Source organism: Pontivivens ytuae (assembly GCF_015679265.1).
GTDB lineage: Bacteria > Pseudomonadota > Alphaproteobacteria > Rhodobacterales > Rhodobacteraceae > Pontivivens > Pontivivens ytuae.
On the sequence record NZ_CP064942.1, the window covers coordinates 3,138,826 to 3,165,054 of the forward strand.

General features: G+C 67.1%; 30 protein-coding genes and 2 pseudogenes. 19 read left to right on the plus strand and 13 right to left on the minus strand.

Features of this window, described 5'->3' with window-relative positions:
• Positions 1-2 precede the first annotated feature (2 nt).
• The 7 genes from I0K15_RS15520 to I0K15_RS15550 are packed head-to-tail and all read right to left on the minus strand — an operon-like array spanning position 3 to position 5,547.
• Entirely contained in the window at positions 3-800 is a 798-nt protein-coding gene (locus I0K15_RS15520) for an ABC transporter substrate-binding protein (RefSeq protein WP_196102405.1), read from the minus strand.
• Entirely contained in the window at positions 797-1,555 is a 759-nt protein-coding gene (locus I0K15_RS15525) for an ATP-binding cassette domain-containing protein (RefSeq protein ID WP_196102406.1), read from the minus strand. Before I0K15_RS15525 ends, I0K15_RS15520 begins: the two co-directional genes overlap by 4 nt.
• A complete protein-coding gene (locus I0K15_RS15530) occupies positions 1,548-2,255 on the minus strand; it encodes an ABC transporter permease (RefSeq protein WP_196102407.1) in 708 nt (235 codons plus the stop codon). The genes I0K15_RS15525 and I0K15_RS15530 overlap by 8 nt, the downstream gene beginning before the upstream one ends.
• A gap of 4 nt (positions 2,256-2,259) precedes the next feature.
• Complete coding sequence (locus tag I0K15_RS15535) at positions 2,260-2,739, minus strand: DUF6505 family protein (RefSeq protein WP_196102408.1); 480 nt, start codon at positions 2,737-2,739, stop codon at positions 2,260-2,262.
• Positions 2,736-3,443 carry a biotin/lipoate--protein ligase family protein gene (locus I0K15_RS15540; protein WP_230374149.1) on the minus strand — a complete coding sequence of 236 codons (708 nt, stop codon included), beginning with the start codon at positions 3,441-3,443 and terminating at the stop codon, positions 2,736-2,738. Before I0K15_RS15540 ends, I0K15_RS15535 begins: the two co-directional genes overlap by 4 nt.
• Entirely contained in the window at positions 3,427-3,642 is a 216-nt protein-coding gene (locus tag I0K15_RS15545; RefSeq protein WP_196102409.1) for a DUF6494 family protein, read from the minus strand. Before I0K15_RS15545 ends, I0K15_RS15540 begins: the two co-directional genes overlap by 17 nt.
• Positions 3,643-3,651: 9 nt before the next feature.
• Positions 3,652-5,547, minus strand: a complete 1,896-nt coding sequence (locus tag I0K15_RS15550; protein ID WP_196102410.1) for a 4Fe-4S binding protein — start codon at positions 5,545-5,547, stop codon at positions 3,652-3,654.
• 87 nt (positions 5,548-5,634) lie between these two features.
• On the opposite strand from I0K15_RS15550, the gene I0K15_RS15555 reads away from it, so the two are divergent.
• The 10 genes from I0K15_RS15555 (at position 5,635) to I0K15_RS21190 (ending at position 13,486) form a co-directional block, all read left to right on the plus strand.
• Entirely contained in the window at positions 5,635-6,180 is a 546-nt protein-coding gene (locus I0K15_RS15555; RefSeq protein WP_230374150.1) for a DUF3305 domain-containing protein, read from the plus strand.
• Positions 6,177-6,740, plus strand: a complete 564-nt coding sequence (locus I0K15_RS15560; protein WP_196102411.1) for a DUF3306 domain-containing protein — start codon at positions 6,177-6,179, stop codon at positions 6,738-6,740. Before I0K15_RS15555 ends, I0K15_RS15560 begins: the two co-directional genes overlap by 4 nt.
• A gap of 519 nt (positions 6,741-7,259) precedes the next feature.
• Positions 7,260-7,550: a DUF1963 domain-containing protein gene (locus I0K15_RS21105; protein WP_230374151.1), complete on the plus strand. Its 291-nt coding sequence runs from the start codon at positions 7,260-7,262 to the stop codon at positions 7,548-7,550.
• Positions 7,551-7,558: 8 nt separating this feature from the next.
• On the plus strand, positions 7,559-7,624 hold the full coding sequence (locus I0K15_RS21290; RefSeq protein WP_422394018.1) for a hypothetical protein: 66 nt from the start codon (positions 7,559-7,561) through the stop codon (positions 7,622-7,624).
• Between the two features lie 167 nt (positions 7,625-7,791).
• Positions 7,792-8,394: a TorD/DmsD family molecular chaperone gene (locus I0K15_RS15575; RefSeq protein ID WP_196102412.1), complete on the plus strand. Its 603-nt coding sequence runs from the start codon at positions 7,792-7,794 to the stop codon at positions 8,392-8,394.
• A 17-nt stretch (positions 8,395-8,411) separates the two neighbouring features.
• A complete protein-coding gene (locus tag I0K15_RS15580; RefSeq protein WP_196102413.1) occupies positions 8,412-8,600 on the plus strand; it encodes a twin-arginine translocation pathway signal protein in 189 nt (62 codons plus the stop codon).
• Between the two features lie 81 nt (positions 8,601-8,681).
• Positions 8,682-11,558: a formate dehydrogenase subunit alpha gene (locus tag I0K15_RS15585; RefSeq protein WP_196102414.1), complete on the plus strand. Its 2,877-nt coding sequence runs from the start codon at positions 8,682-8,684 to the stop codon at positions 11,556-11,558.
• A gap of 12 nt (positions 11,559-11,570) precedes the next feature.
• Complete coding sequence (gene fdh3B, locus I0K15_RS15590) at positions 11,571-12,170, plus strand: formate dehydrogenase FDH3 subunit beta (protein ID WP_196102415.1); 600 nt, start codon at positions 11,571-11,573, stop codon at positions 12,168-12,170.
• A gap of 11 nt (positions 12,171-12,181) precedes the next feature.
• A complete protein-coding gene (locus I0K15_RS15595) occupies positions 12,182-13,348 on the plus strand; it encodes a formate dehydrogenase subunit gamma (RefSeq protein ID WP_196102416.1) in 1,167 nt (388 codons plus the stop codon).
• A 9-nt stretch (positions 13,349-13,357) separates the two neighbouring features.
• Positions 13,358-13,486, plus strand: a complete 129-nt coding sequence (locus tag I0K15_RS21190; RefSeq protein ID WP_277882902.1) for a hypothetical protein — start codon at positions 13,358-13,360, stop codon at positions 13,484-13,486.
• 78 nt (positions 13,487-13,564) lie between these two features.
• On the opposite strand, the gene I0K15_RS15600 is transcribed toward I0K15_RS21190, so the two are convergent.
• Positions 13,565-14,203, minus strand: coding sequence for a glutathione S-transferase family protein (locus I0K15_RS15600; RefSeq protein WP_196102417.1), 639 nt, complete (start codon positions 14,201-14,203; stop codon positions 13,565-13,567).
• A 70-nt stretch (positions 14,204-14,273) separates the two neighbouring features.
• Here I0K15_RS15600 and I0K15_RS21295 point away from each other — a divergent pair, with 70 nt between their 5' ends.
• The 4 genes from I0K15_RS21295 to I0K15_RS15620 all read left to right on the plus strand — a co-directional run bounded on the left by I0K15_RS21295 (position 14,274) and on the right by I0K15_RS15620 (position 16,061).
• The gene (locus tag I0K15_RS21295) at positions 14,274-14,564 is read left to right on the plus strand and encodes a transposase (RefSeq protein ID WP_196102418.1); all 291 of its coding nucleotides are present in this window, start codon (positions 14,274-14,276) and stop codon (positions 14,562-14,564) included.
• Positions 14,565-14,961: 397 nt separating this feature from the next.
• The gene (locus tag I0K15_RS15610) at positions 14,962-15,429 is read left to right on the plus strand and encodes a DDE-type integrase/transposase/recombinase (protein WP_196102419.1); all 468 of its coding nucleotides are present in this window, start codon (positions 14,962-14,964) and stop codon (positions 15,427-15,429) included.
• Between the two features lie 57 nt (positions 15,430-15,486).
• Entirely contained in the window at positions 15,487-15,609 is a 123-nt protein-coding gene (locus I0K15_RS21300; protein ID WP_422394019.1) for an integrase core domain-containing protein, read from the plus strand.
• A 239-nt stretch (positions 15,610-15,848) separates the two neighbouring features.
• Positions 15,849-16,061, plus strand: coding sequence for a hypothetical protein (locus I0K15_RS15620; RefSeq protein WP_196102420.1), 213 nt, complete (start codon positions 15,849-15,851; stop codon positions 16,059-16,061).
• A gap of 172 nt (positions 16,062-16,233) precedes the next feature.
• Here I0K15_RS15620 and phnF read toward each other — a convergent pair whose 3' ends face one another.
• On the minus strand, positions 16,234-16,983 hold the full coding sequence (gene phnF, locus I0K15_RS15625; protein ID WP_196102421.1) for a phosphonate metabolism transcriptional regulator PhnF: 750 nt from the start codon (positions 16,981-16,983) through the stop codon (positions 16,234-16,236).
• Positions 16,984-16,986: 3 nt separating this feature from the next.
• Positions 16,987-18,126 carry an alpha-D-ribose 1-methylphosphonate 5-triphosphate diphosphatase gene (locus tag I0K15_RS15630; protein ID WP_196102422.1) on the minus strand — a complete coding sequence of 380 codons (1,140 nt, stop codon included), beginning with the start codon at positions 18,124-18,126 and terminating at the stop codon, positions 16,987-16,989.
• 73 nt (positions 18,127-18,199) lie between these two features.
• Here I0K15_RS15630 and I0K15_RS15635 point away from each other — a divergent pair, with 73 nt between their 5' ends.
• Genes I0K15_RS15635 through phnE form a run of 3 tightly spaced genes read left to right on the plus strand, consistent with a single transcriptional unit; the run spans position 18,200 to position 20,641 of the window.
• The gene (locus I0K15_RS15635; RefSeq protein WP_196102423.1) at positions 18,200-19,054 is read left to right on the plus strand and encodes a PhnD/SsuA/transferrin family substrate-binding protein; all 855 of its coding nucleotides are present in this window, start codon (positions 18,200-18,202) and stop codon (positions 19,052-19,054) included.
• Entirely contained in the window at positions 19,054-19,854 is an 801-nt protein-coding gene (locus I0K15_RS15640; RefSeq protein ID WP_196102424.1) for a phosphonate ABC transporter ATP-binding protein, read from the plus strand. The genes I0K15_RS15635 and I0K15_RS15640 overlap by 1 nt, the downstream gene beginning before the upstream one ends.
• Positions 19,847-20,641: a phosphonate ABC transporter, permease protein PhnE gene (gene phnE, locus I0K15_RS15645; RefSeq protein ID WP_196102425.1), complete on the plus strand. Its 795-nt coding sequence runs from the start codon at positions 19,847-19,849 to the stop codon at positions 20,639-20,641. The genes I0K15_RS15640 and phnE overlap by 8 nt, the downstream gene beginning before the upstream one ends.
• Positions 20,642-20,879: 238 nt before the next feature.
• Here phnE and I0K15_RS15650 read toward each other — a convergent pair whose 3' ends face one another.
• Positions 20,880-22,250, minus strand: a complete 1,371-nt coding sequence (locus tag I0K15_RS15650) for a fused MFS/spermidine synthase (protein ID WP_230374152.1) — start codon at positions 22,248-22,250, stop codon at positions 20,880-20,882.
• 490 nt (positions 22,251-22,740) lie between these two features.
• Here I0K15_RS15650 and I0K15_RS15655 point away from each other — a divergent pair.
• A protein-coding gene (locus I0K15_RS15655; RefSeq protein ID WP_422393987.1) for an IS3 family transposase occupies positions 22,741-23,882 on the plus strand; the annotation gives its coding sequence in 2 pieces (ribosomal slippage) (positions 22,741-23,001 and positions 23,004-23,882; 1,140 coding nt in all).
• A 3-nt stretch (positions 23,883-23,885) separates the two neighbouring features.
• On the opposite strand, the pseudogene I0K15_RS15660 reads toward I0K15_RS15655, so the two are convergent.
• Positions 23,886-24,101 (minus strand): annotated as a pseudogene (locus tag I0K15_RS15660) (transposase); the annotation flags it as partial.
• A gap of 138 nt (positions 24,102-24,239) precedes the next feature.
• Complete coding sequence (locus tag I0K15_RS15665) at positions 24,240-24,428, minus strand: hypothetical protein (RefSeq protein ID WP_196102426.1); 189 nt, start codon at positions 24,426-24,428, stop codon at positions 24,240-24,242.
• A gap of 109 nt (positions 24,429-24,537) precedes the next feature.
• On the opposite strand from I0K15_RS15665, the pseudogene I0K15_RS15670 reads away from it, so the two are divergent.
• A pseudogene (locus I0K15_RS15670) lies at positions 24,538-25,826 on the plus strand (IS3 family transposase).
• The last annotated feature ends 403 nt before the right edge of the window (positions 25,827-26,229 follow it).

A 26,229-nucleotide genomic window follows, 5' to 3' on the forward strand; every position in this document is an offset into this window, starting at 1 on the left:
GCCTAGCGCGCCGCGTTCGGGAAGAAGAGCTGGGTGCCCTCGCGGTCGTAGGCCGCGATGGCATCCTGCCCGTCCTCCGACAGCATCCAATCGACGAAGCGCAGGGCAGGCTCCGCCGCCACGCTGGGGCAATGCTCGGGCGAGACCGGGATGATGCCGTACTGGTTGAAGAGCGCGTCGTCCCCCTCGAACAAAAGGTCCAGATCGCCGCGATTGCCGAAGGCGAGCCAGGTCGCGCGGTCCGTCAGCGTATAGCCCTCCATCCCCACCGCGATGTTGAGCGTCGCGCCCATGCCCGACCCCGTCTCGCGATACCAGGTGCCTGAGGCGGAGGAGGCGTCGATACCCGCACCCTCCCACAACGCCTGCTCGCGCCGGTGCGTGCCGGAATCGTCGCCGCGGGACACGAAGGTCGCGCGGGCCTCGGCGATCCGGCTGAGCGCCTCGGCCACGTCCGCGGCTCCGGCGAGCTCCAACGGATCGTCCTGCGGCCCCACGATGATGAAATCGTTATACATCAGGTCGTGGCGGACGGAGCCGAAGCCCGCCTCCACGAACGCCTCCTCGGCTGCCGTCGCGTGGACCAGCAGCACGTCGCCGTCGCAGTTCTGCGCGTTGCGGATCGCCTGGCCGGTGCCGACCGCGACCACGCGCACCTCGATCCCCGTCGCGGCCTCGAATTGCGGCAGGATCGCCTCATAAAGCCCGGAGTTCTGCGTCGAGGTCGTGGACTGCACCGTGATGACCTCCGCCGAGGCGGGCAGGGCGGTGAGGGCGAGCAGCAGGGCGCGCAGGCTCATAGCAGGAGGTCTCCGTCGAGATAGGCCTTGGCCTCGCGCGAGGCCGGTCGGTCGAAGAAGCGGCGCGCGGGCGTCTGCTCGGCCACGCGGCCCGCATGGAGGAACAGCACGTCCGAGGCGAGGCGGCGCGCCTGGCTCCGGTCATGCGTCACGAGGACGATCCGCACGCCCTCGTCCGCCGCGCGGCGGATCAGCGTCTCGATCGCGGCCGTCGAGCGCGGATCGAGATGCGCCGACGGCTCGTCGAGCAGCAGGAGGTCCGGCGCCGCCCCCAGCGCCCGCACGAGCGCCAGCCGCTGCTGCTCCCCACCCGACAGCGCGCGGGCGGGCGTTGCGGCGAGCCCCGACAACTCGCCGAAACGCAAGAGCTCCGCGATCCGCCCGGGGCGATCCTTGCGGGAGATCCCGTATTGCCGCAGCGCGTGGTCGAGATTGGCGCGGACCGAGCGGCGCAGCAGCACCGGCCGTTGCAGCACGAGCCCCACCCGGTGCTTGTCGGGCGTTGGCGGCCAGGCGAACTCCACCCGGCCCGAGCGCGGCGCATCGAGGCCCGCGATGATCCGCAGAAGCTGCGTCTTGCCCGCCCCGTTCGGCCCCAGGATCGCGGTCACATCCGACAGGCCGAGCGAGGCGCTGACCCCGTCGAGGATCACGCGCCCGCGTCGGCTGAGGCTGACCTCCTCCAGACGGACCGGGGGCCGTGGACCGGGCCGCGGCCGCCCGTCGGGGCGCAGGGGGATGACGCGCTCAGCCATGAGCCACCTGCCGTGCGACGCTGCCGAGCCCCATGACGGCCGCGTTGATCGAGATCGAGAGGATCAGGAGGATGATGCCGAGCCCGAGTGCTAGCGCGAGCTCCCCGCGCGAGGTCTCCAGCGCGATGGTCGTCGTCATCACCCGGGTCACGTGGTTGATGTTTCCACCGACGATGATGACCGCGCCCACCTCGGCCAGCGCCCGGCCCGTACCCGCAAGTGCGGCCGTCATCAGCGCGAAGCGTCCATCCCAGAGCAACGTGCGCGCCTGCGCCATCGGCCCCATGCCCATCGTCGCGAAGAGGTCGCGGTATTCCGCATGCAGGTTGCCCACCACCTGCGCCGTCAGCGCCGCCACGATTGGCGTCACCAGGATCGTCTGCGCGATCACCATCGCCGTCGGGGTGTAGAGCAGGCCCAGCGGCCCCAGCGGTCCGGCGCGGCTCAGGAGCAGGTAGAGCGTCAGCCCCACCACCACCGGCGGCAGGCCCATCAGCGCGTTCACCAGCACCAGCAACGGCCCCCGCCCGGCGAAGCGCCCGGCACCCAGCGCCGCACCCAGCGGGAAGCCGATGAGGCAGGCGATCGCCACCGCGCCGCCGCTCACCTGCAGCGACAGGATTAGCACCTCGATCAGAGCCGCATCGCCCCGCGCGATGAGGTCGAAGGCTTCGGCGAAGGCGGCGGTGAAGTCCTGCATGCGCTCAGTCCGGGCTCGCGTGGACCGCTACCTGGTCGAGATGCGCGTCCGTCGGCGCAATGGCGCGGAAGCTCTCGCGCACGCCGGCCCCCGTCAACTCGCGTGAGACGGCGAGCAGGGTGTTGGGCGTGTGATCGGCGCAGAGCTCGATCATGAACGCGATTTCCTCGGCGGCCGTCGGCAGGGCCGCGAGCCGGTCGGGGGCGCCATACCGCTCCACGAAATGGTCGGCGAGGCGGTCGCGCAGGGCGGCGATCTCGGCCTCCGACGCTTCGGCCACGGCCACGAAGGTCGCGCGCCCGAACGTGTCGAGGTCGAGCCAGCCATTGGCGAAGTCCTGCCGCGCCTTGCCGGTCAGATCGTCCTCGCTCCAGTCGGAGAAGGCGAAACCACCGGGGATCGCCCACACACCCGTGGGCGCGGGCTGCGTGAAGACCTGCGTGTCCGACACGTCGAGGCGGATGGTCCGGGCGAGCTTGGTCATAGGCGCTCCAGTCGGTCGGTCAGCGGGCGGCCGGCGACGCCGCTGCCGGTATCCACCAGCAAGCCGCCATGCTCGTCGAGACCGACGAAGGTGCCGTCCTCGACCGCCGCACCCTTTTCGGGCCCCTTGGCAAGCCAGGCGGCGTGGATGGGCGCGAGGCCGTCACCCTCGAACCGGTGCAGCCACCACAGCATGTTGCGCGCCCAGCTTTCGAGCAGCGCCGGGGCGCTGACCTCGCCGCAGCCCTCGTCGTGGAGCGTGGTCTCATCCGCGTGCCCGACATCGCCCGGGCGTTGGGCGATCCGCACGGACAGGCCGATCACCAGCCAGTCCGGCACCCCTTCGCCATGGACCGCGGCCCGCAGCGTGCCGACCGGGGCGCCGTTCACCCGCAACCCGTAGGGCCAGTCGAGATGGACTGCGACCTCCGGTGGCGCCACCGCCCCCAGCGCATCGGCAAACGCGACCCCGGCGACCAGCACGGCGCCTGCCGCCTCGATCAGCGGCGTCTCCGGCGCAAGCACCAGTGCTGCCTCCAGATCGGGTCCGGGCGCGTGCAGGATGAGCCCGGCCTCTACGCCCTCACCCGCCGCCCGGCACGCCTCCGCAAAGGGATCGGCGGCCAGCCGCGCGCGCATCAGTGGCGGCAGCGACAGGTCTGGGGCAGGGGCGGCGTGCAGCACCGGCTCAGCCCGCCCCGCCATCCGTGGCGATCTCGCCGGTCACCTCGTGGTTCAAATCCACGCCCTCGGCTGTCAGCACCATGCGCAGCTTGAGCGGCCCTGCGGGCAGGGAGCCCGCCTCCCGCGCGTCGCGCACCGCCTCCTCGATCGCCTGCTGGGAGGTCACGCCCACCTGCTTGAGGAACTTGCGCATGGACATGTTGAAGCTGTCGTCGGTCATGGGACCCTCTCAGTGCAGTTTGGGGGGCGGGGCGTAGTCGTCGGCGGTGCGGGGGCGCGGACGCTCCCCTGCGGCGAAGGGGCTGCCCTCGGCGTGGTACTGCGCCTTCACCCGGCAGGTGTCGCACATGCGGATCAGGCGCACGCGGTCGGAATTCGCGAACATCGAGTGGCCTTCGAGCTGCTCCGCGATCCGGTCGATGGTGGACTTCACGCCGAAGAGCTTGCCGCACTCGGTACACTCCGCCGGCTCCTCTGCATTCAGGATCCGCCAGTCGAGGGCGGCGGGCGTCGTGTCCATCCGCGGGGTCAGCGCGATGGCGTTCTCCGGGCAGGTGGAGGTGCAGATGCCGCATTGCAGGCAGGCATCCTCCTGGAACCGCAGCTCGGGCCGGTCCGGATTGTCGCCGAGTGCCCCGGACGGGCAGAGCGAGACGCAGGCAAGGCAGAGCGTGCAGGCATCGGTGTTGACCTCGACCGTGCCGTAGGGCGCACCGGCGGGCAGGGGCTGTACCACCTCGCCGATCAGCGCTCGGGCCGCGAGGCGCGTCGCGTCCCGCCGGGCGCCGAGGGCGAGCACCGGCGCGGGCGGCGTGGGGGCCGGGCCGTCGCGGAGCGCGGCCTCGAACGCATCGGGGTCGGCGACGTCGAGCAGGCGAACCTCGGCGCCGAGCGCGCGGGCGAGCTCCGCCTGATCCTCCAGCGCCGCGCGGTCCGTGTGCGGCGTCATCAGGATGTCCACAGCAGCAAAGCCCGCGGAGCAGGCCACCGCCATCTCCGCATGGCCGAAACTGCCGAGCGCGCCGACCTCGAGCGGTACCGAATCGGCGGACAGTCCACGACCGTAGCGGGCCGAGAGCGCAATCATCTCCAGGCCGTGCTCCCGATCGTGGATTAGCAGGCGCGGTGCGTCCGTGGACGCTTTTCGCCAACCCTCGGCCAGCGCCGTGATCTGGGCAAAGACGCCCTGCGGCGCCGGATCGTCATAGGAGATCGCGCCGGACGGGCACGCCGCCGAGCACGCCCCGCAGCCCGCGCAGATCAGCGGATCGATCGTGACATGCTCGCCATCCGGCGTCAGCGCCCCGGTTGGGCACAGGTCCAGGCAGCGCGTGCATCCGCTCTGCGACGCCCGCGAATGGGCGCAGAGCGCGGTGTCGAGCCGCACATGCAGCGGCTTCTCGAAGGTGCCGACCAGTTGCAGCGCCTCGGCCACCAGCCGCGCCACCGCGATTGGGTCGCGCGGATCGGCCCGCAGATAGCCGTCGCGCTTGTGATCGGCGGGAAAGAGCGGGCCGTCGCCGCGCAGATCCACGATCACGTCGCAGGAGCTGCGCGCGCCGTCCCGCGCCTGCGAGAACGCGAGCGTGCCGCGCGCTGCGGCATCCACCGCGCGAAACCCGTCGATGGTCACGTCGAACCGGCCGAGGCCGCCGCTCGCCTGCCGCAACCGTCCCTGGATCAGGTCGTACTCCGCAGGCGGAAGCGCCGGGGCCACGCCCTCCGGCACCAGGCACGTTACCGGCAGATGCGCGCCGAGCTGTGCCGCGGCCTCCAGCGCGGTCTCGTCCCGGCCCAGCACCATGCAGACCCCCTCGGAGGTCACATCGATCACGCCGGGCCCGGCCATCGGCCGTTCCGCCGCCGCGATCAGGGCGGCGATCTTCGGCAAGGCGTGCTCGGCCTCGTCCGACCACAGCGCGAGGGTGCGGATCTCGAGCGCCGTGCGCCCGGCCTCGGCAAAGGCTTCGACGCCATCGGCGCAGAGCACCAGCCCCTCCGGCGCGGTTCCGTCACACACCCGCTGGGGCATCACGACGACCTCGCGCTCCAGCGTTTTCCGCAAGGCATCTGCCAGCGCGGCGGACATGCCGACACAGGGACACAGGATGATCGGCTGGCTCATGAGCTCCCTTTCGCGCCCGCATCTTGCGGCGGACGTCGCGACATACTCTTATACGGGTCAGCAGTACTGTAAAGGAACGGAAAGCGCGTGTCCGACCATCCTGCGGAAGAAAGCCTGCCCGTCGGCGTCGTCGTCCGCCGTCGCCCCGGTGCGACGCGCTGGGCGAAGTGGTCGTGGCGGCCCGTCGCCCTTCTCCCCGGCGCCGGACCGGCGGAGTGGAAGGAGCTGCGGCGCGAGGGCGAGGTGGTGGACTTCCACGCCGGCACGTTGCCCCTCACCGTCCATCGCAAGGAGACGGGCGCCTATCTCGAAGCGCTCAGCGCCCGGCCACCGTCCGCGTTCGTCGTGCTGCGGCCGGGGGCGGAGCGGCCGGTCCTGCACCTCGTGACCGCCTCGCCGTTCCTCGCACAGGACCACCTCGACGCCGGTGACGAGATCGTGGAGCGGCTGGAGATGCCGCCCGCGCTGACCGCCTGGCTCGCCGATTTCGTCGACCGCCACCATGTCGAGGAGCGATTCCGCAAGCGGCGCCGGGACGAAGTGGATACCGAGCTCGTCGAGGATGGCCGCGGCGACCCGCGCATCCGGCAGGCCGCCGATGTCTACCGCAGCCCGGCGGGGCGGAAGCGATGAGCGACGATTTCGCCAGCCGCTGGTCCCGCCGCAAGGCCGCCGTCGCCGCGCAGGAGGCGGCCGAAAGCGCCGCCGAGGCGGAGCAGACCCGTGAGGCCGAGGCCGCGGAGAAGACCGATGAGGAGCTGCTGGAGGAGCTGGGCCTGCCCGACCCCGACACGCTCGCGCCCGGCGACGACGTGACCGCCTTCCTCAAGGAGGCCGTGCCCGAGCGCCTGCGCCGCCGCGCCCTGCGCCGCCTGTGGCGCCTCAACCCGACACTCGCCAACGTGGACGGGCTGGTGGACTATGGCGGCGACTTCACCGATGCCGCGACCGTGCCTGACACGATCGCCACCGCCTACCAGATCGGCAGGGGCATCTTCGCCAAGCTGGCGGAGGAGGAGCCGAAGCCTGCCGAGACGGCCGAGCCTGCATCCCAGACCGAAGCCGATCCCGGAGAGGATCCGCCCACGATCGAACAGGCGGCACCCGCCGCACCGGAGCCGGTTGAGGACGCCACCGCCGAAGCGGAGCCGGCACCACCGCCTTCCCGCATGACCTTCCGCTTCGAGAACTGACGTTCGCCTCACTGACGGCCGCCCGCCGCGCGATGAAGGCCGCAGGCCTTCCGCAGGACATGATCGTCGAGCGCCTGTCCGCGTTCAGAACCGGCACGGCGTTCACGCTGAAGCGCGGCGCGCCTGACGCCATGGCGCTTGGCGCCACCCGTGTTGGCGGCGCGCCGGATCTGCCGGCGGACGTGAGCTGGCCCGTGCGGCCCGGCTACGACATGGAGAGGGTCGGTATCGGTGGCGCCGCGTCGGACGAGGTCTGCCAGTCCCCAGCCCGCTGTGCTTCATCGCGCAGATCGACCTTGCCACGCTTCCCGCTCGACCACCGGAACTGCCCACTGAGGGGATGCTCAGCTACTTCTACGACGCGGTGGCGCAGCCCTGGGGTGCTGTGCCGCGGACACGGTCGGAAGTGTCCTTATCTGGACGCCGCCCGGAGCGGAGCTCACCCGCTGTGACGCGCCGGTCATCCCCGGTCCCTTCGATGAGCCGGAGCCACCGTTCACGCCGTGTGCCGCCTCGGGCGTGCCGGCCGTCTTCCCGCCGCCGCCCGACGAGGTCGATGGATGGCCCCGCCCGCCAGATCCCTATGCGGACTGGCACACGGCCGAGCTCGTGCGCATCGACCCGCGCGGGTTCGCGCCCCTCCACCGTGTGGGCGGCCATCCCGTGCTGATCGAGGGCGAGATGGGCAGTGATCTCGCTAAGCAGCGCGAGGCGCTGACCGACGAGGCCGCACGCGGCGACTGGATCCTGTTGCTCCAGGTCGGTTCCGATGACGAACCCGGTTTCAGTGGGGGGATTGGGGCCATCTGAGCGTCTGGATCGACGGCGGCGACCTCGCTGCCCGGCGGTTCGACCGGGCGCTTACCATGCTGCAGTGCAGCTAGGCCGACGCCACTCCCAGACCCTCCGACTTAAGTCGTAAGTGCCCGGTTTTCCTTGAGTGGGCGCCCATCGGTATGTCAGGCTCCGATTGCGGCATCGTGGCATCTTGAAACCAACGCTGTCGTGACAGACCGCCGCGAAAGCCGGCGGACGACCAAGGGAGGGGCATTTGTCCCACGTTGCCGACGAGGATCTGCTGCGCGCGGATCTCTACGATTTCCTGGGTGCATTGCTGTCCCATGCGCCGGACCGCGCCTTGCTGGAGCGCGCGGCCGCACTTGGGGGTGGAGCAGGGGCGCTGGGCGACGCGGTCGCCGCTCTGGCCCGAGTCGCGCAGTGCATGACCCCGGCCGAGGCGGAGCGCGAATACACCGCCCTCTTCATCGGCCTCGGCCGTGGCGAGCTGTTGCCCTATGCGAGTTTCTACCTCACCGGCTTTCTCAACGAGAAGCCATTGGCCGAGCTGCGCGGCGACATGGCCCGGCTCGCCGTCGCGCGGACGCCGAACGTCTTCGAGCCCGAGGACAACATCGCGAGCTTGATGGAGATCATGGCGGGCCTGATCCGCGGCCGCTTTGCTGCCGAAGGGCAGGCGCTGGAGGTGCAGCGGCACTTCTTCGACACGCATATCGCGCGCTGGGCCCCGCATTTCTTCGCCGATCTGGAAGGGGCGCAGAGCTCCGTCCTCTACGCCCTTGTGGGCACGATCGGCCGCGTATTCATGGAGATCGAGGCCGAGGGCTTCCGCCTGATGGGCGCGCCCGCAGCCTGATGCGAAGGAGAGAGACGATGAGCGACACGCCAGAGACCGGACGCCGCAGCTTCCTGAAGCTCGCCGCCACCGCCCCCGTCGCCGCCGCGGCGACCGCCACCGGCACCGCCGCCGTGGCCGAGGAGACCACGACGCCGGACGACACGTCCGTGCGCATGGTCAAGACCGCGCATGTCGAGGCCTACCTCGCCTCCGCGCGCTTCTGACGACATTTCGCGGGGCCGCCAAGGGTCCCGTGACCGAGCAAGACCGGGTCCTGCCATGACCCGACGCCAGGGAGACCAACGATGCTGAGGAAGAAGACAGGACGCACCACGCGCGCCACCGTGACCGCAGAGGCCCCGCGCAAGGGCGTCGACCGGCGAAGCTTCCTGAGGGGATCGGGTCTCGCGATCGGCGGACTGGCCGCCATCGGCGCCGTCGGCGGCCGGGTCCAGAAGGCCGAGGCGGCCGGTGAGACCTTCCAGATCGGTGACATCACGCAGGTGCGCACCGTCTGCACCCACTGCTCCGTCGGCTGCACGGTCGAGGCGGAGGTGCAGAACGGCGTCTGGACCGGGCAGGAACCCGGCTGGGACAGCCCCTTCAACATGGGCGCCCATTGCGCGAAGGGCGCCTCGGTTCGCGAGCACGCCCATGGCGAGCGTCGCCTGAAGTATCCGATGGAGCTCGTGAACGGCGAATGGCAGCGCCGCTCCTGGGACGAGGCGATCGAGGCGGTCGGCAACAAGATGCTGGAGATCCGCGAGGAGAGCGGCCCCGACAGCGTCTACTGGCTGGGCTCCGCCAAGCACAACAACGAGCAAGCCTACCTCTTCCGCAAGTTCGCGGCCTACTGGGGCACGAACAACGTGGATCACCAGGCCCGCATCTGCCACTCCACCACCGTGGCGGGGGTTGCGAACACATGGGGCTACGGCGCCATGACCAACTCCTACAACGACATCCACAACTCCCAGCTCATCTTCATCATCGGCGGCAACCCGACCGAGGCGCACCCGGTCTCGATGCTGCACGTGCTGAAGGCGAAGGAGGAGAACAACGCGCCGCTCATCGTCTGCGACCCGCGCTTCACGCGCACCGCGGCCCATGCCGACGAGTATGTCCGCCTGCGCCCCGGCACCGACGTGGCGCTGATCTGGGGCATCCTGTGGCACATCTTCGAGAACGGGTGGGAGGACGAGGAGTTCATCCGCACCCGCGTCTGGGGCATGGACCAGATCCGCGAGGAGGTCGCCAACTGGACGCCCGAGGAGACGGAGCGTGTCACCGGCGTGCCCGGCCCGCAGCTCGAGCGCGTCGCCCGCCTGATGAGCGAGCATAAGCCCGGGACCGTGATCTGGTGCATGGGCGGCACGCAGCACACCAACGGCAACAACAATACCCGCGCCTACTGCGTGCTGCAGCTCGCGCTCGGCAACATGGGCGCCGCGGGTGGCGGCACCAACATCTTCCGCGGCCACGACAACGTGCAGGGCGCGACGGACCTCGGCGTCCTCTCCCACACGCTGCCGGGCTACTACGGCCTCTCGACCGGCGCGTGGAGCCACTGGTCCCGCGTCTGGGAGGAGGATCAGGCCTGGCTCACCAGCCAGTTCGGCTCCCAGGAGCTGATGGAGAGCACGGGCATCCCCGTCTCCCGCTGGATCGACGGCGTGCTGGAGGATCCGGAGAACATGGATCAGCCGGCGAACGTGCGGGCCATGGTCTTCTGGGGCCACGCCCCCAACTCGCAGACCCGTCTGCCGGACATGCGCCGCGCGATGGACGAGCTCGACCTGCTCGTTGTCATCGACCCGTTCCCGACCGTGACCGCAGTCCTGCAGGAGCGGGAGGAGGGCGTCTGGCTGCTGCCCGCTTCCACCCAGTTCGAGACGCGGGGCTCGGCCACCGCCTCCAACCGCTCGATCCAGTGGCGTGACCGGGTCGTCGAGCCGCTCTTCGAGAGCCTGCCCGACCACATCATCATGGCGAAGTTCGCGACCAAGTTCGGCTTCGCCGATCGCATCTTCCGCAACATCTCGATGGAAGGCCCCGACGAGCCGAATATCGAGGACATCACCCGCGAGTTCAATCGCGGCATGTGGACGGTCGGCTATACGGGGCAGAGCCCGGAGCGGATCAAGGCCCACATGGCCAATCAGGCGAGCTTCGACCGCACGACGCTGCGCGCGGTCGGCGGCGAGGTGGACGGCGACTACTATGGGATGCCCTGGCCCTGCTGGGGCACGGCCGAGATGCGCCACCCCGGCACGCCCAACCTCTACGACATGTCGCATCCCGTCTCCGAAGGCGGCCTCACCTTCCGCGCCCGCTTCGGCGTTGAGCGGGATGGGGAGAACCTGCTGGCCGAGGGGGTCTACTCCAAGAACTCCGACATCCGCGACGGCTACCCCGAGTTCACCATGCAGATGCTCATGGATCTCGGCTGGGACGGTGAGCTGACAGCCGAGGAGCGCGCGACGATCGAGCGTGTCGCCGGCAGCGGCGATATCGGCGGCGTCAACTGGAAGACCGACCTTTCGGGCGGCATCCAGCGGGTGGCGATCGCCCATGAATGCGCACCCTTCGGCAACGCGAAGGCCCGCACCGTGGTCTGGACCTTCCCCGATCCGGTGCCGCTGCACCGCGAGCCGCTCTACACTCCACGGCGCGACCTGGTGGCAGACTACCCGACATACGAGGACCGGCAGTTCTACCGCCTGCCGACGCTCTATGCCTCGATCCAGCGGACCGACTTCAGCACGGATTACCCGATCACGCTGACCTCCGGCCGTCTGGTGGAGTACGAGGGCGGCGGGGACGAGACCCGCTCCAACCCCTGGCTCGCCGAGCTCCAGCAGGACATGTTCGTCGAGATGAACCCGCGCGACGCCAACGACACCGGCGTGGGCGAGGGCGACTGGGTCTGGGTCGAGGGACCGGAGGGCGGCCGCGTCCGCGTCAAGGCGCTCATCACCGAGCGTGTGGCGCCCGGCGTCGCCTTCATGCCGTTCCACTTCGGCGGCTGGTTCCAGGGCGAGGACCTCAGGTCGAAATACCCGACAGGCGCCGATCCATACGTGCTCGGCGAGAGCTGCAACACCGCGCAGACCTATGGCTACGACAGCGTCACCCAGATGCAGGAGACGAAAGCCACCCTCTGCAAGATCACCGCAGCGTAAGGAGACCGGATCATGGCACGCGCTAAATTCCTCTGCGACGCCGAACGCTGCATCGAGTGCAACGCCTGCGTCACCGCCTGCAAGAACGAGCACGAGGTGCCCTGGGGCATCAATCGCCGCAAGGTGATCACGCTCAACGACGGCAAGCCCGGCGAGCGGTCGATGTCGGTCGCCTGCATGCACTGCGCGGACGCGCCCTGCATGGCGGTCTGCCCGACGGACTGCTTCTACCAGACCGAGGACGGGATCGTCCTGCACTCCAAGGATCTGTGCATCGGCTGCGGCTACTGCTTCTACGCATGCCCCTTCGGCGCGCCGCAGTACCCGCAGGCGGGCAACTTCGGCTCCCGCGGCAAGATGGACAAGTGCACCTATTGCGCCGGCGGGCCGGAGGAGAACGGCTCCGAAGCCGAGTTCGCCAAGTACGGCCGCAACCGGATCGCGGAGGGCAAGCTGCCGATCTGCGCCGAGATGTGCTCGACCAAGGCACTGCTCGCGGGCGACGGCGACGACATCTCCGAGATCTACCGCGAGCGGGTCGTGGCCCGTGGCTTCGGCTCCGGCGCCTGGGGCTGGGGCACGGCCTACGAGAAGCCGGGCGCGAGCCAGTAAGGGAGGGTGCCATGTTTAGGACCCTGATCGCGACACTGCTGGCGCTGACGCTGGCGGTGCCTGTTGCCGCGCAGAACAGCGAGAGCGGCGAGACCTCGACGGGGCTCTCCGGCCAGTCCGGGCAGCTCGAAAGCATCCTGGAGCGTCAGCGCGCTCTGGCCGAGGGCGGGGAGCAGTTCAACGCAGGCCCCGGCCGCGAGGATTTCGATCTGAACGCGGTGGAGACCGGCAACATCTCCGACGTCTACCGCGAGGTGCGCGGCGGCACCGAAGGGGCGGTGCGCTCCTCCTCCCGCGGGCCGGCGGCGGAGACCATGATCCAGACCGGCGGCATGTCCTGGCTGCAATGGCGCGAGGGGCCGGTCAGCACCTATGGCGGCATCCTGCTCTTGGGCACGCTGGCGCTGCTGGCGGTGTTCTACCTCATCAAGGGCCGCATCCGGATCTCCGCCGGGCGCTCGGGCGTCACCATCCTGCGCTTCACCTCGATCGAGCGCTTCACCCACTGGCTGCTAGCGGGCTCCTTCATCCTGCTGGGGATCACCGGTCTGGTGCAGCTCTTCGGCCGGACCCTCGTCATTCCGCTCATCGGTCATGAGGCCTTCGCGCCCATCGCCATCGCGGGCAAGTTCATCCACAACAACGTGAGCTGGGCCTTCATGCTGGCGCTGATCCTGACCTTCGTGATCTGGATCGTGCACAACATCCCCTCCCGCGTGGACTGGCAGTGGATCAAGGCGGGCGGCGGCTTCATCGGTGGGCACCATCCGCCGGCGAAGAAGTTCAACGCGGGTCAGAAGCTGATCTTCTGGTCGGTGATCCTGCTCGGCGGCTCGATCAGCCTGTCCGGCCTGTCGCTCCTCTTCCCCTTCGAGTTCGCGATGTTCGAGAAGACCTTCGGCTGGCTCGCCGCCGTCGGCATTCCCGTACCCACCGAACTCGCCCCGCAGGAGGAGATGCAATACGCCCAGATCTGGCACGTCATCGTCAGCTTCGTGCTGATGGCGATCATCGTGGCCCATATCTACATCGGCTCGGTCGGGATGGAGGGCGCCTACGAGGCCATGGGCGACGGCGAGGTCGACCTGAACTGGGCGCGCGAGCACCACAGCCTCTGGGTCGAGGAGGTGGAGGCCGAGGGCCGCGCCGCGCCGCCCCAGGCCACCCCGGCGGAATAGGAGGATCCGATGTCCACCATGCTCACAGCCTTCGCTGCGATGGCCGTCATCACGGTCGGCGCCTGGTACGTCCTGAATGACGTCGTCGCCTATGACGGCACGGGCGCCTACTCCAACTACTCGGTCCGGCTGGACTGAGACGTCTGACTATTGCGGGAAGGAGCCACGAGCACCCCTCGTGGCTCCTTTTCTTTTGGATGCGTCAGTTGGGGCGCCTCAATCCGCCGCCGCGAAGTGGGCCATCTGATCGGCATGGGCTTTCCGGAAGGCAGGACGCCCCGTTGCCCTCTCCACGTAGTCGCGGCAGGCCGAATGCTCCGCCAGCCCGTCGAAGCGATGCACCAGCCGCAGCACGTCCGCCATCGCGATGTCGGCCACCGAGAAGTCCCCGGCGAGCCATTCACGCCCGGACAGCATCTCCTCCACATGCCCCAGCCGTGCCGTAAGGAACCGGTCAAGATGCGCCCGCCCCGGCGTCTGCTCCTGATCGTCCGCGAAGAGGAAGATCGTCCACGGCAGGCTCGCCATCTCCACCGAGTTCAGCGCGGCGAACACCCATTGCGTGACTGCGGCCCGCCCGGCGGGATCGCTCGGCATCAGCGCTCCACGCTGCTCCGCCAGATGCAGCAGGATCGCCCCGCTCTCGAAGATCGAGACCTCGCCGTCGGTCAGCCACGGCACCTGCCCGAAGGGCTGATGCGCGAAGTGCGCTGCACTGCGCTCCTGAAACGGCACGCTCTCCACGCGGTAAGGCAGCCCCGCCTCCTCCAGCGCCCACCTGACGCGGAGGTCCCGCACATATCCACGCGGGCTCTCGGGCACCCAGTCGAAGGTCGTCAGGATCAGATCGGCCATGCTGTCTCTCCCGCTGTCCGTCCCCCCTTAGAACTGTGCCATTACGTTGGCCGGGAGGGTGGGAGTTTGGATGGCTAGGAAACGACATTCAGACGAAGACGTACTGAAGCTGCTGCGAGAGATCGAGCTGAAGCTGACAGCAGGCGATGACGTAGCCTCGGCGTGCCGCAGCGTTGGGATCAGTGATGCGACATACTACAACTGGCGGAAGCGGTTTGGCGGGATGGGACGTTCGCAGTTGTCAGAACTGAAGAGCTTGGAGAAAGAGAACGCCCGGCTGAAGAAGAATGAGCCCTTTGTCCGCCATTGGTCCGAGGACAATGGGCGAATGCGGAGCTCGCACTGGACAAGCTCATCCTGAAGGAAAGCCTGAACCACCTAAAGCCCAGGGCCTGACCACCGAGGAGCTCCGTCAGGCCGTCATTCACACGCGGCAGAAGCTCGCAACGTCCGAGCGGTGGACGTGCCGGGTGATTGGTCTGGCGCGGAGCTCCCTGCAATACCGACCGACACAAAGAGAGGACGATGCGTTGCGGTTGGCAATCATCCGGCTTGCAAAGCAGTACGGCCGACATGGCTATCGCAAGGGTCGTCCTGGTTGCGCCATTGGTTCGAGCAACCCATGGACGACGAGCTGCTTCATGTCGGGGGCTGGCCCCTCTCGGCAGATTTGGCCTTGCCAAATCGCCTGCCGGGCAATGGGATCAATCACAAGAAGGTAGAGCGACGAGACCTTGTCCGCCATTGGTCCGAGGACAATGGTCGAGTGGCGTGAGGAAGGATTGCAGCTTCCGCAGCGCCACAAGAAGCGCAAGCGGCTCTATCGCAAGGACAGCTCGATCATCCGGTTGAGGCCGATGCATCCGAACCATGTCTGGGGCGAGCCATGGTGCGCCATTGGTTCAAGCACAATGGCGAGCGACTTCGTACACAACAAACTCAGCAACGGTTGCAGCTACAAGATGCTGACGGTTCTGGATGAGTTCACGCGACAGGCATTGGCGGTGAGCGTCCGGAGAAAGATGGGAGCCGACGATATCTTGGAAGCGCTCTATCCGCTGCTCCTGAAGCATGGTTCGCCAGAGTACATCCGATCGGACAATGGACCCGAGTTCGCTGCCGAAGCACTGCAGCAATGGCTCCGACGCGTTGGCATCAAGCCCATCCGCATCTATCCGGGATCGCCTCGGGCAAACGGGTACAACGAGCGGTTCAATGGGACATGACGCCGAGAGGTTCTCAATGCGGAGTGGTTCACGACAACGAAGCAGGCCCAGATCGTCATCAACCACTGGCTCAGACAGTACAACCACACCTGCCCGCATCAGGCGCTCAACATGCGCCCACCAGTCCCAGAAACCTTATTGGAGAAAGCCCCGATCAGTGACCCAGACACAGGGGGCTAGACAGGATAACTGCAGGGCAAACCCGTGCTGCGCGCCAAGAGCTCGGCCCTTTCTCTACAAATTTGGTTTTGCCCAATCGCCTGCTGGGCAACAGGTCCGATAGTAGGAACCCGAAGAGTTCGGGCCGGTCTTGTCACTCTGCGAGAAACAGGCGTCACCCATTGGGCTCAGACCAATTGCGCCTTTAATGAACGACCCTGTGAGAGGATGTTGTTCTCCTATCGCACCTGCTTGTGCTCATGACGAAGGCACCGAAGCCCGCCTCGCTCTTCGCTGCTCAGGATACCGGCTCCTTGATCGCCGTTGTGATCGCCCTCCCAGATCCAACCATGGATCGTCGCCACGCAGGGTTCGAGCTGACGTGCCAGATCCTCGGCACTTTTAACGGCTCGGTGCAGCTCGATGATATGCTTCCGCAAAGCAGTCGGCTAAACAACTTGGATCAGCGTTGAAGCGCTGATAACTGTTTCCGGCGCCAGTTACCGAACTTCGTAGGATATATATGGACGGACTGCGCTACGCCGGCCACGCCAGCGCGTGATTAGCATCTTGGTTTTCCGGAGGTCATCGAGAAGCTCAACTTCGAGCGCGTCATAGCCGAAGTGGCTTCAACGATGCGCGTCGTCAGGGCTCGGCCAGGAACTCCACGGCGCCGAGTGGCCATACGCCGGCGCTGTATTCGATCGGGTCGATCTCGCCGGCCGCGTTCACCGCCGTCATGCGCATTACCGGCGCGTGGGCGGCGAGGTCCAGCGTCGCGGCCTCCTCCTCCGTCGCGAAGCTGCCGGTAATCCTGGTGCTCACGTTGTGGAAGGCAGGGATGTCGTGGGCATGGAACACGTCGGTGACCGACTGATGCGCCGCATAAGCCGCCTCGAAATTCGGGAAGCGCTCTGCGTGGAACCGCTTGTCCGTCATGTAGGTGGCTCGACCATCGAGCAGCCTGAGGCGGCAGAGGCGGATTGCCGGCACGCCTGCAGGAAGACCCAAAGCCTCGGCCGCCTCGGGCTCCAGCGGCAGCCGCTCCAGGCGCAGAGTGCGCGTCGTGATGCGCCCGGCGAAGGGACCCAGCGCCTCGCTGAAGCGGCGCCCGGCGGCGATGGTGTAGGTCGCGGGGCGGTCGCGGACATAGACGCCCGCCCCTTTGCGCGCGACGAGCATCCCCTCGCTCTGCAACCGCGCGAGCGCCTGCCGTAAGGTGGAGCGCGTGGTGCCGAAGGCGCCGGCGAGGTTGTGCTCCCCCGGCAGACGCGTGCCGGGCGGCAGCACACCCGCCTCGATCCGCTGGCGCAGCCGGTCGTAGATCTGCAGCCAGACGAAGCGGTCCTCCCCGGCCGGAAGCGGTTCGTCGGCGATGACGGTCAGGCTGTCCATCCGCTACCCCAGAAGGACCGGACGGCCGGCGGCGAAGGTCGCCCTGACCTTCGGCTCGGCCGGTCCCTCTGGATCGATCACCACCACATCCGCGCGCTTGCCCGGCGCGAGGCTCCCCCGATCATCGAGGCGCGCAAGCTCCGCCGGATGGCGTGACACCAGATCCCATGCCCGCGCGAAGGGCAGCACGCCGCGCTCCGCCAGCACGAAGGGCGCGTTCAGCAGTGCCGGGTAGTAGTAGTCCGAGGCGAGCACCGTGCAGAGCCCGTCGGCCACCGCCGCCGTCGCGTCGAGGGAGCCGTTGTGACTGCCGCCGCGCACCACGTTCGGCGCGCCGAGCACCGTGTGCTCGCCGGCCTCCCGCGCCGCGCGGGCGGTTTCGGTCGTCAGCGGAAACTCGGAAGCGGCCGCCCCCAGCGTGCGGTAACGCTGCCGCGTCGCGGGCGTGTCCTCGTCATGGGCGAGCAGGATGGCGCCGGTCTCGCGGGCGGAACAGGCCATCCGTTCGACCGCCCCGGCGATCTCGGCCCGGCGATCCCAGACGCGCTTGGCAAGCGCACGGTACGCCTCGGGCGTCACACCGGCGCGACCCGCCCATTGCTCCAGCTTGCGGTCCAGCCGCCCGCCTTCCATCGCATCCGCGGTGTGGTCGTTGAAGGCGAGGATCGGTCCCTCCGCCTCCCGCAACCACCCGAGCACCGTCTCCATCTCGTCATGGGCGAAGACCTCCCACCGCAGGTGGAGGCGGGTGTCGCAGGCGAGATGCGGGCGCAGACGCGACAGCGCCGCGACCACCTCCGCCGCCGTCTCGACGCCGCGCAGGCCCGGCTCCCACGAGACGCTGACGCCGTGAAACGCCGTTGTGATCCCGTTCGCCACCAACTGCCGGTCGGTGTCGGCGAAGGCCATGTCCAGCGGGAAGCGCACGCCGGGCCGTGGCATGATCTGCCGCTCGAACCCGTCGCCGTGGATGTCCACGATCCCGGGCAGCACCCAGCATCCGGTGGCATCGAACACCTGCGCGGAGGCCGAGCCGCTCTCCACGATGACACCGTCTGCCAGCGCCACGTCGCGCGGCACCATCGCGTCACCGTCGGGCACGCATCCACCCGCGATGCGCCAGCTCATTTCGGGGGCTGTCATCTGACTGTCTGATCCAATCGCTAGAAGCTGAGTCGGCTGCTGCAACCTGTATAGACAGATTTGGAGAAACGGAATGCTTCGCACGCTCTCTCTCATCGCCGCCCTGGGCCTCGCCGCGCCCGTGGCCGCCCAGGACCTCCGCTTCGCCGTCACCGATGTCGAAGGGGCCGAGGCGCTCCAGCAGGAGTTCGGCGCGTTCGAGACCGCGCTGGAGGAGGTGACGGGCCTCGACATCGAGCTCTTCCCCATCAGCAACCGCACCGCCGCAGTCGAGGCGATGCGCGCGGGTCAGGTCGACCTGGTGTTGACCGGCCCCGCGGAATACGTGGTGATGAACGAGCTGGCGGAGATCGAGATCGTCACGGCCTGGCAGCGTCCCGACTACTTCAGCGTGATCGCGGTGCTCGCCGACGGGCCGATCCGCTCCACCGACGACCTGCGCGGCGAGATCATCACCTTCGGCGCGGTGGGCTCGACCTCCCAGCATCTCGGCCCGGCGCAGGCGCTCGCGGATCTGGGGCTCAACTACGCCGCCGACTACCAGCCGCAGATCATCAACCGCAACGTCGCGACCGAGGCTCTGATCCGCGGTGACGTCGCAGCCGTGGGCATGAACCACGGGCATCTGGGCCGCATCCGCGATGCCTTCCCCGAGACGGCGTTCACCGTCGTCGCCCGTGGCCGCGACCTGCCCAACGATATCCTCGTGGCGCGCGCGGACCTCGACGACGCGCTGTTCGAGACGGTGCGCGACGCGTTCCTAGAGTATGGCCCGGCGCTGATGGCGGGCGTGCTCGAAGGCGAGGATAACCAGAAGTACGCGGGCGGCTTCTTCCTCAACGAGGTGCGCGACGCCGATTACGAATACGTCCGCGACATGTACCGCACCATCGGCGTCGAGAGCTTCGACGCCTTCGTGGGCGACTGATGAACAAGGTCGGCACCGGGACGGAGGCGGTATCGGCAGTTGCCGTGGCGCCGGTGCCGGCCATCCGTGCGGACGCTCTGAGCAAGAGCTACGACCCCGCGCGCCCCGTTCTGCGGGACATCTCCCTCGCGATCCGTCCCGGCGAGCGCGTTGCCCTGATCGGGCCGAACGGGTCAGGCAAATCGACACTGCTGCGCTGCCTCATCGGCCTGCACGCGCCGAGCGGCGGCACGCTGGAGGTGCTCGGCCAACCGCTCCACGGCCACGCCACGCGCCGGGCGCGGGCGCATGTGCGCGGGCGGACCGGAATGGTCTTCCAGCATCACGCGCTGGTCCGGCGGCGGGTGGCACTCTCCAACGTGCTGCACGGTCTGCTCCACCGGCCCGGCGGCTGGCGGGCGCTGTCGCATCAGACGGCCCCGTCCGATTGGCGGGCGCGGGGGATGGCTGCGCTGGAGGCCGTGGGCCTCGCCGACCGCGCCCTCGACCGGGTCGACGCGCTGTCGGGCGGCCAGCAGCAGCGCGTCGCCATCGCCCGCGCGTTGGTGCGCGATCCGGAGTTCCTGATCGCCGATGAGCCTGCCGCGAGTCTCGATCCTGCCGCCGGACGGGACGTCATGGCGCTCTTCGCCCGGCTCTGTGCCGAGCGCGGCATCACGCTGCTCTACACCTCCCACGACATGGCCCATGCCCGCGACTACTCCGACCGGATCGTCGCCTTACGCGACGGGCAGGTGCAGTTCGACACGCCGAGCCACGATCTGTCGGCGGAGCACCTGCAGGAGAGTTTCGATGGCTGAGCGCAGCCTGCCGCCCCGCGCCACGCGGCCCTCGACCCTGACCTTCGTCGTGGTGGTGACGCTGGGCGCGGTGCTCATCGCCTCGATGACGCAGGTCGCCCCCTCCCCCACGCAGCTCATCGAGGGCGGGCCCCGCATTGCATCGCTCGTGGAGCGGATGATGCCGCCCAATCTCGACCCGGGCTTCCTGACTCGCGCGGGCTGGCGCGTGCTGGAGACGTTGCAGATCGCCCTCGTCGGCGCCGCGATCGGCATCGCGCTCAGCCTGCCGATCGCCTGGCTCGCGGCACGGGGTGCCTCGCCGCTGGGGCCAGGGCTCTGGATCGTCCGCGCGCTGATCTCGCTGATGCGCACGATCCCGGACCTCGTCTGGGCACTGATCTTCGTCTCCGCCGTCGGCCTTGGTGCGGTGGCAGGCACGCTCACGATCATCGTCGACACGATCGGCTTTTGCGGCCGCTTCTTCGCCGAGGCCATCGAGGATTCGGAGGACGCCCCGCGCGAGGCCCTGACCGCGGGCGGCGCCAGCCGTCTGCAGGTGCTCGTCGGCGCGATCCTGCCCGACGCAGCACCTTCCATGGTCAACGCGGCGCTCTTCTCGCTGGAGATGGCGGTCCGCTCCTCCGTCGTGCTCGGCCTCGTCGGCGCGGGCGGGATCGGGCAGGAGCTGAAGGTCGCCTTCGACCTCTTCCAGTACCAGAGCGCCGCGACGATCATCATCGCGATCTTCTGTATCGTTCTGGCCATGGAGGTCATCACCGACCGCCTCCGCCGCCGCCTTCGATAGCGCATTGTTCAAGGTGGTTCGGACGGAAGGCCAGCCGCAACTGCGCGCTACTCGGTCCCAATTGCCCCAAATGTCTCAAGTATAGGCAGTCATCGCATCCACCCGCAGCTATTGCTCAGTGGTTACTGCATCGCAGCGTGACCTGTATTAAGGCAGTGGCAGTCAAGGGCCGATGCCTGTCGACACCACCGCTGGTGGACGTGTCGGCCGCGCTGTTGGCTTTCCAGCGGTTTTAGCGTCATCGGTGCCCCACCCAGCTGCGATCATCCGTGAAGGGGCGAGCATCGGAGATCTGTGTGGGTTCGTAGCCGGCTGGCAGCGTGTCGAGGGGTAAGAGCGGATCTCGCGACGCCGCAAAGAGGATGTTGCGCCGGTTGCGTGCGCTGTTGGCGGGATGGACGATGCGCACATGCGGATAGAGCTCGCGCAAGATCGCGTTGACGCCGCGGGCGAGCGGGCCATCGGATGTGTCAATCAGGTTCACATATACCGGTCCATCTACGATCTCTCGCAACCGCGCAAAGGTCTCACGCGTGACCAGATGGGCCGGCACCGAGCCGGAGGAAAACGCTTCCATCACAGCGGCATCGTAGCGATGATCCGTTTCGTTGAGATAGATGCGCCCGTCGGCATGCACGAGACCGAGGCGGCGGTTCGCACTGCGCGGATGCTTCGTCGCATCGTATCCGGTCTGCGCAATCATCTCTGCCGCGTGGGGCATGTGGGCGCGCACCACCTCCGTCACGAGCGGATCGATCTCAACCGCCACGGCGTGCGCCTGCGGCCGTGATGCCAGCAGCCGAGTTGGGAGCGTGTAGCCGCCACCTCCGATGAAGAGCACGGAAGGATCCGGGCCCAGGTCGTTATCCATTCGCGCCCAAAGCCAACGGGTATAGGGCAACACAAGCCCGACGGCGCCGCTCTCGGCGTCCCAGCGATCGACTTGCTCGGCCGCCTGCGGGGTCCCATCCGAGATCAGGTGCACTTCCGGCCCCCGTTGGACGATATGCAGACAGGACAGACCCGACTCGTACTGGCACACCGGTGGGCCGGCAAAGCCTGCGAACGCGACGAACGCCACCGCCGGCACGGTTGCTCGATGTTTGACCGGCGTCCCGTCCCTCAAGAACAGCAGGCAGAGCAATGCCACCGCGCCGCAGGCAGCGAAGGTCGCCGTTGACCCGATCAGGGGCAGTGTGACGAACCCTGCGAGGATGGCGCCGACGATGGCTCCGATGGAGCCGGCAGCGAGAACGATGCCGAGCGACGATCCCTCCCGGCCCGGGCGTGCCTCGATGGCGAGCTTGGCGAGCAGTGGCGATGGCAAGGTCACGCAGACCGACGCCGGGAAGAACACCAGAAACACGCTGAGCATCATCCCGCCGGTGCCGCGCGCCCCGATGGAATAAATCAGTGCGAGTAGGGTCGGCGACGCGGCCATCAATACGGCAGTCGCGATCAGAGCGCTGCGTACGTTGCCCAACGCTTGCGTGCGTGGACGCTCTGCCACGAGCCCGCCAAGAGCACTTCCGAGCGAAAAGCCCGCCAGCACGGTCGCGATAACGGTGGTCCACGTCAGAAGCGACGTGCCGAAGAAGGGTGCGAGCACCCGTCCCGCCGCGATTTCGTAGGTCAGGCCGACGGCAGACAGTATGAGGATCAGGGCAACGCTGACTGGGAAGGAGATGGCGCGCTCCTCTTCATTGGCCGGGGCTTAGCTCGATTGCAGGTCTCCCGGCCGATGAGATAGCGGGACCTGCCCAGCATTCACGTCTTCTCGGCACCGAGCCACTTGCTAGCCTGCCATCCGGAGCGAACGGTGCTGTGCCGTGTCGTTATCCGGCGTCATCAGTTTTCGTGCGTATGTTGACGTCCGGCTCTGGAAAAAGCCGCAGCGCATCGATGTTCTGGTAAGGGGCGAAACCGAAGCGAAGCTCGTAGCGTGCCCCTTTTCCCAACATAACACTATCGGTCGATAGCAGAAGTCGCCGGCTTTGCACGGCCAAAGTATTGGTGCGTCGGCGGCATGCATTCGCGTCAAGGCTGTCCTTCCCCCCTAGAACTGGGCCATTACATTGGCCGCGAGAGGGGGATTGGGCATGGCGAGGAAGCGACATTCAGACGAAGACATCTTGAAGCTGCTGCGTGAGATCGAGCTGAAGCTGACGGCGGGCGATGACGTGGCCACTGCATGCCGCGGCGTCGGGATCAGCGACGCGACATACTACAACTGGCGGAAACGGTTTGGCGGGATGGGCCGGTCGCAGCTGTCGGAGATGAAGAGTTTGGAGAAAGAGAACGCCCGACTGAAGAAGATCGTCGCCGAGCTCGAACTGGACAAGCTCATACTCAAGGAAAGCCTGAACCACCTAAAGCCCAGGGCCTGACCACAGAGGAGCTTCGTCAGGCCGTCCTTCACACACGCCAGAAGCTTGCCACGTCTGAGCGGCGGACCTGCCGGGTGATTGGCCTGGCGCGGAGCTCCCTGCAATATCAGCCAACACAGAGAGACGATGATGCGCTACGGTTGGCTCTGATCCGGTTGGCGAAGCAGTACGGGCGATATGGCTACCGCAAGATCACGGAGCTGCTTCACATGGAAGGCTGGCGGGTCAATCACAAGAAGGTCGAGCGGCTCTGGCGTGAGGAAGGATTGCAGCTTCCGCAGCGGCACAAAAAGCGCAAGCGGCTCTACCACAAGGGCAGCTCGATCATCCGGCTTCGGCCCACGCACCCGAACCATGTTTGGGCAATAGACTTCGTGCATGACAAGCTCAGCAATGGGCGCAGTTACAAGATGCTGACGGTTCTCGACGAGTTCACGCGGCAGGCCTTGGCTGTTGTGGTCCGCACCAAGATGGGTGCCGACGAAGTTCTCGAAGCACTCTATCCGCTCCTGCTGCGCCACGGTTCCCCGGAGTATATCCGGTCCGATAACGGACCCGAGTTCGCAGCAGAGGCGATGCAGGGCTGGCTTCGGCGTGTTGGGATCAAGCCCATCCGCATCTACCCAGGATCACCCTGGGAGAACGGATACAACGAGCGCTTCAATGGGACATTACGGCGAGAGGTTCTCAATGCGGAGTGGTTCACGACGACCAAGCAAGCTCAGATCGTCATCAATCACTGGCTCAGGCAGTACAATCACACCCGACCGCATCAGGCACTCAACATGCGCCCACCCGTTCCTGAAACAATATTAGAGAAACCCCTGATCAGTGGCCCAGACACAGGGGGCTAGACAGCCATTCTTCGCCCACCTGTTGTAGCGATTGTAGACCGTCGTTCGCGGGCCATAGCGCTCCGGGAGGTCGCGCCAGGGGGCTCCGGTCCTCAGAATATAGAAGATGCCACTGATGACGCGTCGGTCATCGACCCGTGCGACACCTCTCGGCTTGTTCGGCAGAAGGGGCGCGATCACCGCCCATTCCGCATCCGTCAGATCGTGCCTGCCTGTCATGACCGCTCCGTTTCCGGAAATGAAACACGAGCCCAAGGCAGGGGAATCCTCTTTATCAGTTGACGACCTAGCCAGAACGGCCGGACCGCGCCCGCCCTCTGGCCGCAACCGCTCGGCCAGTTACGGCCAGAGGTTGCGCTAGCGGAAAAGGTGGCCATTGGTCACGTTGAACGCCTCGCCCGCCGCCTCGGGCGCCGCCCATTCGAGGGCGGCGCCGAGAACGCCCGCATCCGTTACCTGATAGAGCGCGTCGTAGGTGCTCTGCAGGCCGGGGAAGTCGAAGGCCACATTGAGCTCGCGGCAGGTGGCGGCATAGACGCCGATCACCGTTTCGGGTCTGAGGGCGGAAAAGCTCCAAGACGCGCCGGCCGCTGGCCTGCCCCCTGAGAAAAGGTCGTCCTGAAGCAGGCTTTCGAGCTGGATGGAGGATGCAGGAATGTCCCAGAAGAAGCACGAGCCTGAGGAGATCGTCGCGAGGCTGCGGCAGGTTGACGTGTTGGTATCGCAGGGTCGGTCAGTGGCCGAAGCGGTGCGCTCGATCAGCCTGACGCAGTTCACGTACTACCGGTGGCGCAAGGAGTTTGGCGGCTTGAAGACGAACCAGGTGAAGCGGCTGAACGAACTGGAGAAGGGGAGCGAACGGCTTCGAAAGGCCGTCTCCGACCTCACGCTCGAGAAGCTCATCCTGCGGGGTGAGCACAGGTGCGCCATCGGTCACGGCGCCTGTTCGAACGCTTCGGGAAATGTCTGAGCCCCGCAAGTCGCTGACTTTGCGTCGAGCAGGTGAGGCAGAAGTTCCAAGTCTCGGGGCTGTTTGCCTGCCGCGTGCTCGGCCAACACCGATCGACCCAGCGCAAGATCCCGCGCGGGCGGCCCGACGAGGAGCCGCTCACCGCGGCCATCATCGCGCTTGCCTCGCAGTAAGGCCGCTATGGCGACCGGCGGATCACGGCTCTGCCGCGTAATGCTGGCTGGGTCGTGAACGTGAAGCGCGTCGAACGGCGAGCCTTTGTCCGCCATTGGCCCGATGAAAATGGCTAGCGGCGGCGGGAAGGGCCGAAGGCTCCACGGAAGCAGCCGAAGAAGTCGAGGCTCTGGTTCAACGACGGGTCCTGCATCCGTCTGAGGCCGGAGCGCCCCAACCATGTCCCCTCTCGGGACGTCGCTGCGCGATGCCCTGCCGGGCGGCGGGATCCTACGACTTCGTCGAGAGCCGCACCCATAATGGAAAGAGGTTCCGGATGCTCAACCTCATCGACGAGTTCACTCTGGGAATGCCTGGTGATCCGGATCGACCGGCGGCTGAGATCGACCGATGTCATCGACATGCTGTCCGACCAGTTCGTTCTCCGCGGCGTCCCAGATCACTTCAGGTCGGGCAACGTCCCGGAGTTCGCAGCCACGGCAGTCCGGGAATGGATTGCGGCCATCGGTGCCAAGATCGCCTACATCGAGCCGAGTAGTCCATGGGAGAACTGCTCCTGCGAGAGCTTCAACGCCAAGCTCAGAGACGAACTGCTCGACGGTGAGATCCTCTAAAGCCTGGCCGAGGCAAAGATCGTCATCGAGGGGTGGCGCCAGCACCGCGACACAAAGCGCCCGCACTCATCCCTCGGCTACCGACAATCAGGTCCCGAGGTCGTCTCGTGCCCATCTCCGTCATCCGGAGCCGCTGCGCCGGCTACCCCGGCCGCAGCTCCAAGACCCATGATGCACCAAGACTGAAACCGGACCACTCCCTTGGCGTAGGTTAAACCGCTGATAGGGTTGAGCGGGGCTAAATTCATTCGATACTGACGCAAACTCATTCCAAAAAGTTGTTAAATGCAATCAAATTCAATGGGATGCAGAGGATTGAGTATTCAGAAGTTCTTTGTTCGAGGTAACTGTTCTAGTGATTTTCAAATCAGAAGCTGGGCCCTCTAGGCAGGCTGTGTACAGAGCAAACATCTCCAATCACAATTTAGAAGGCGAACTCGACCATGCTGCAACCAAGGCTACCAACAGCCCCGGCGATATCATTCGAGTTATAATAGTTAAAGTCTTACCCTATTAGGCGATCAAAGCGTGGCACAGTCTCTGCTTTGTGAAAACCTCAGCTTCTGCGGAGAGCGACGCCTTCTTCGGC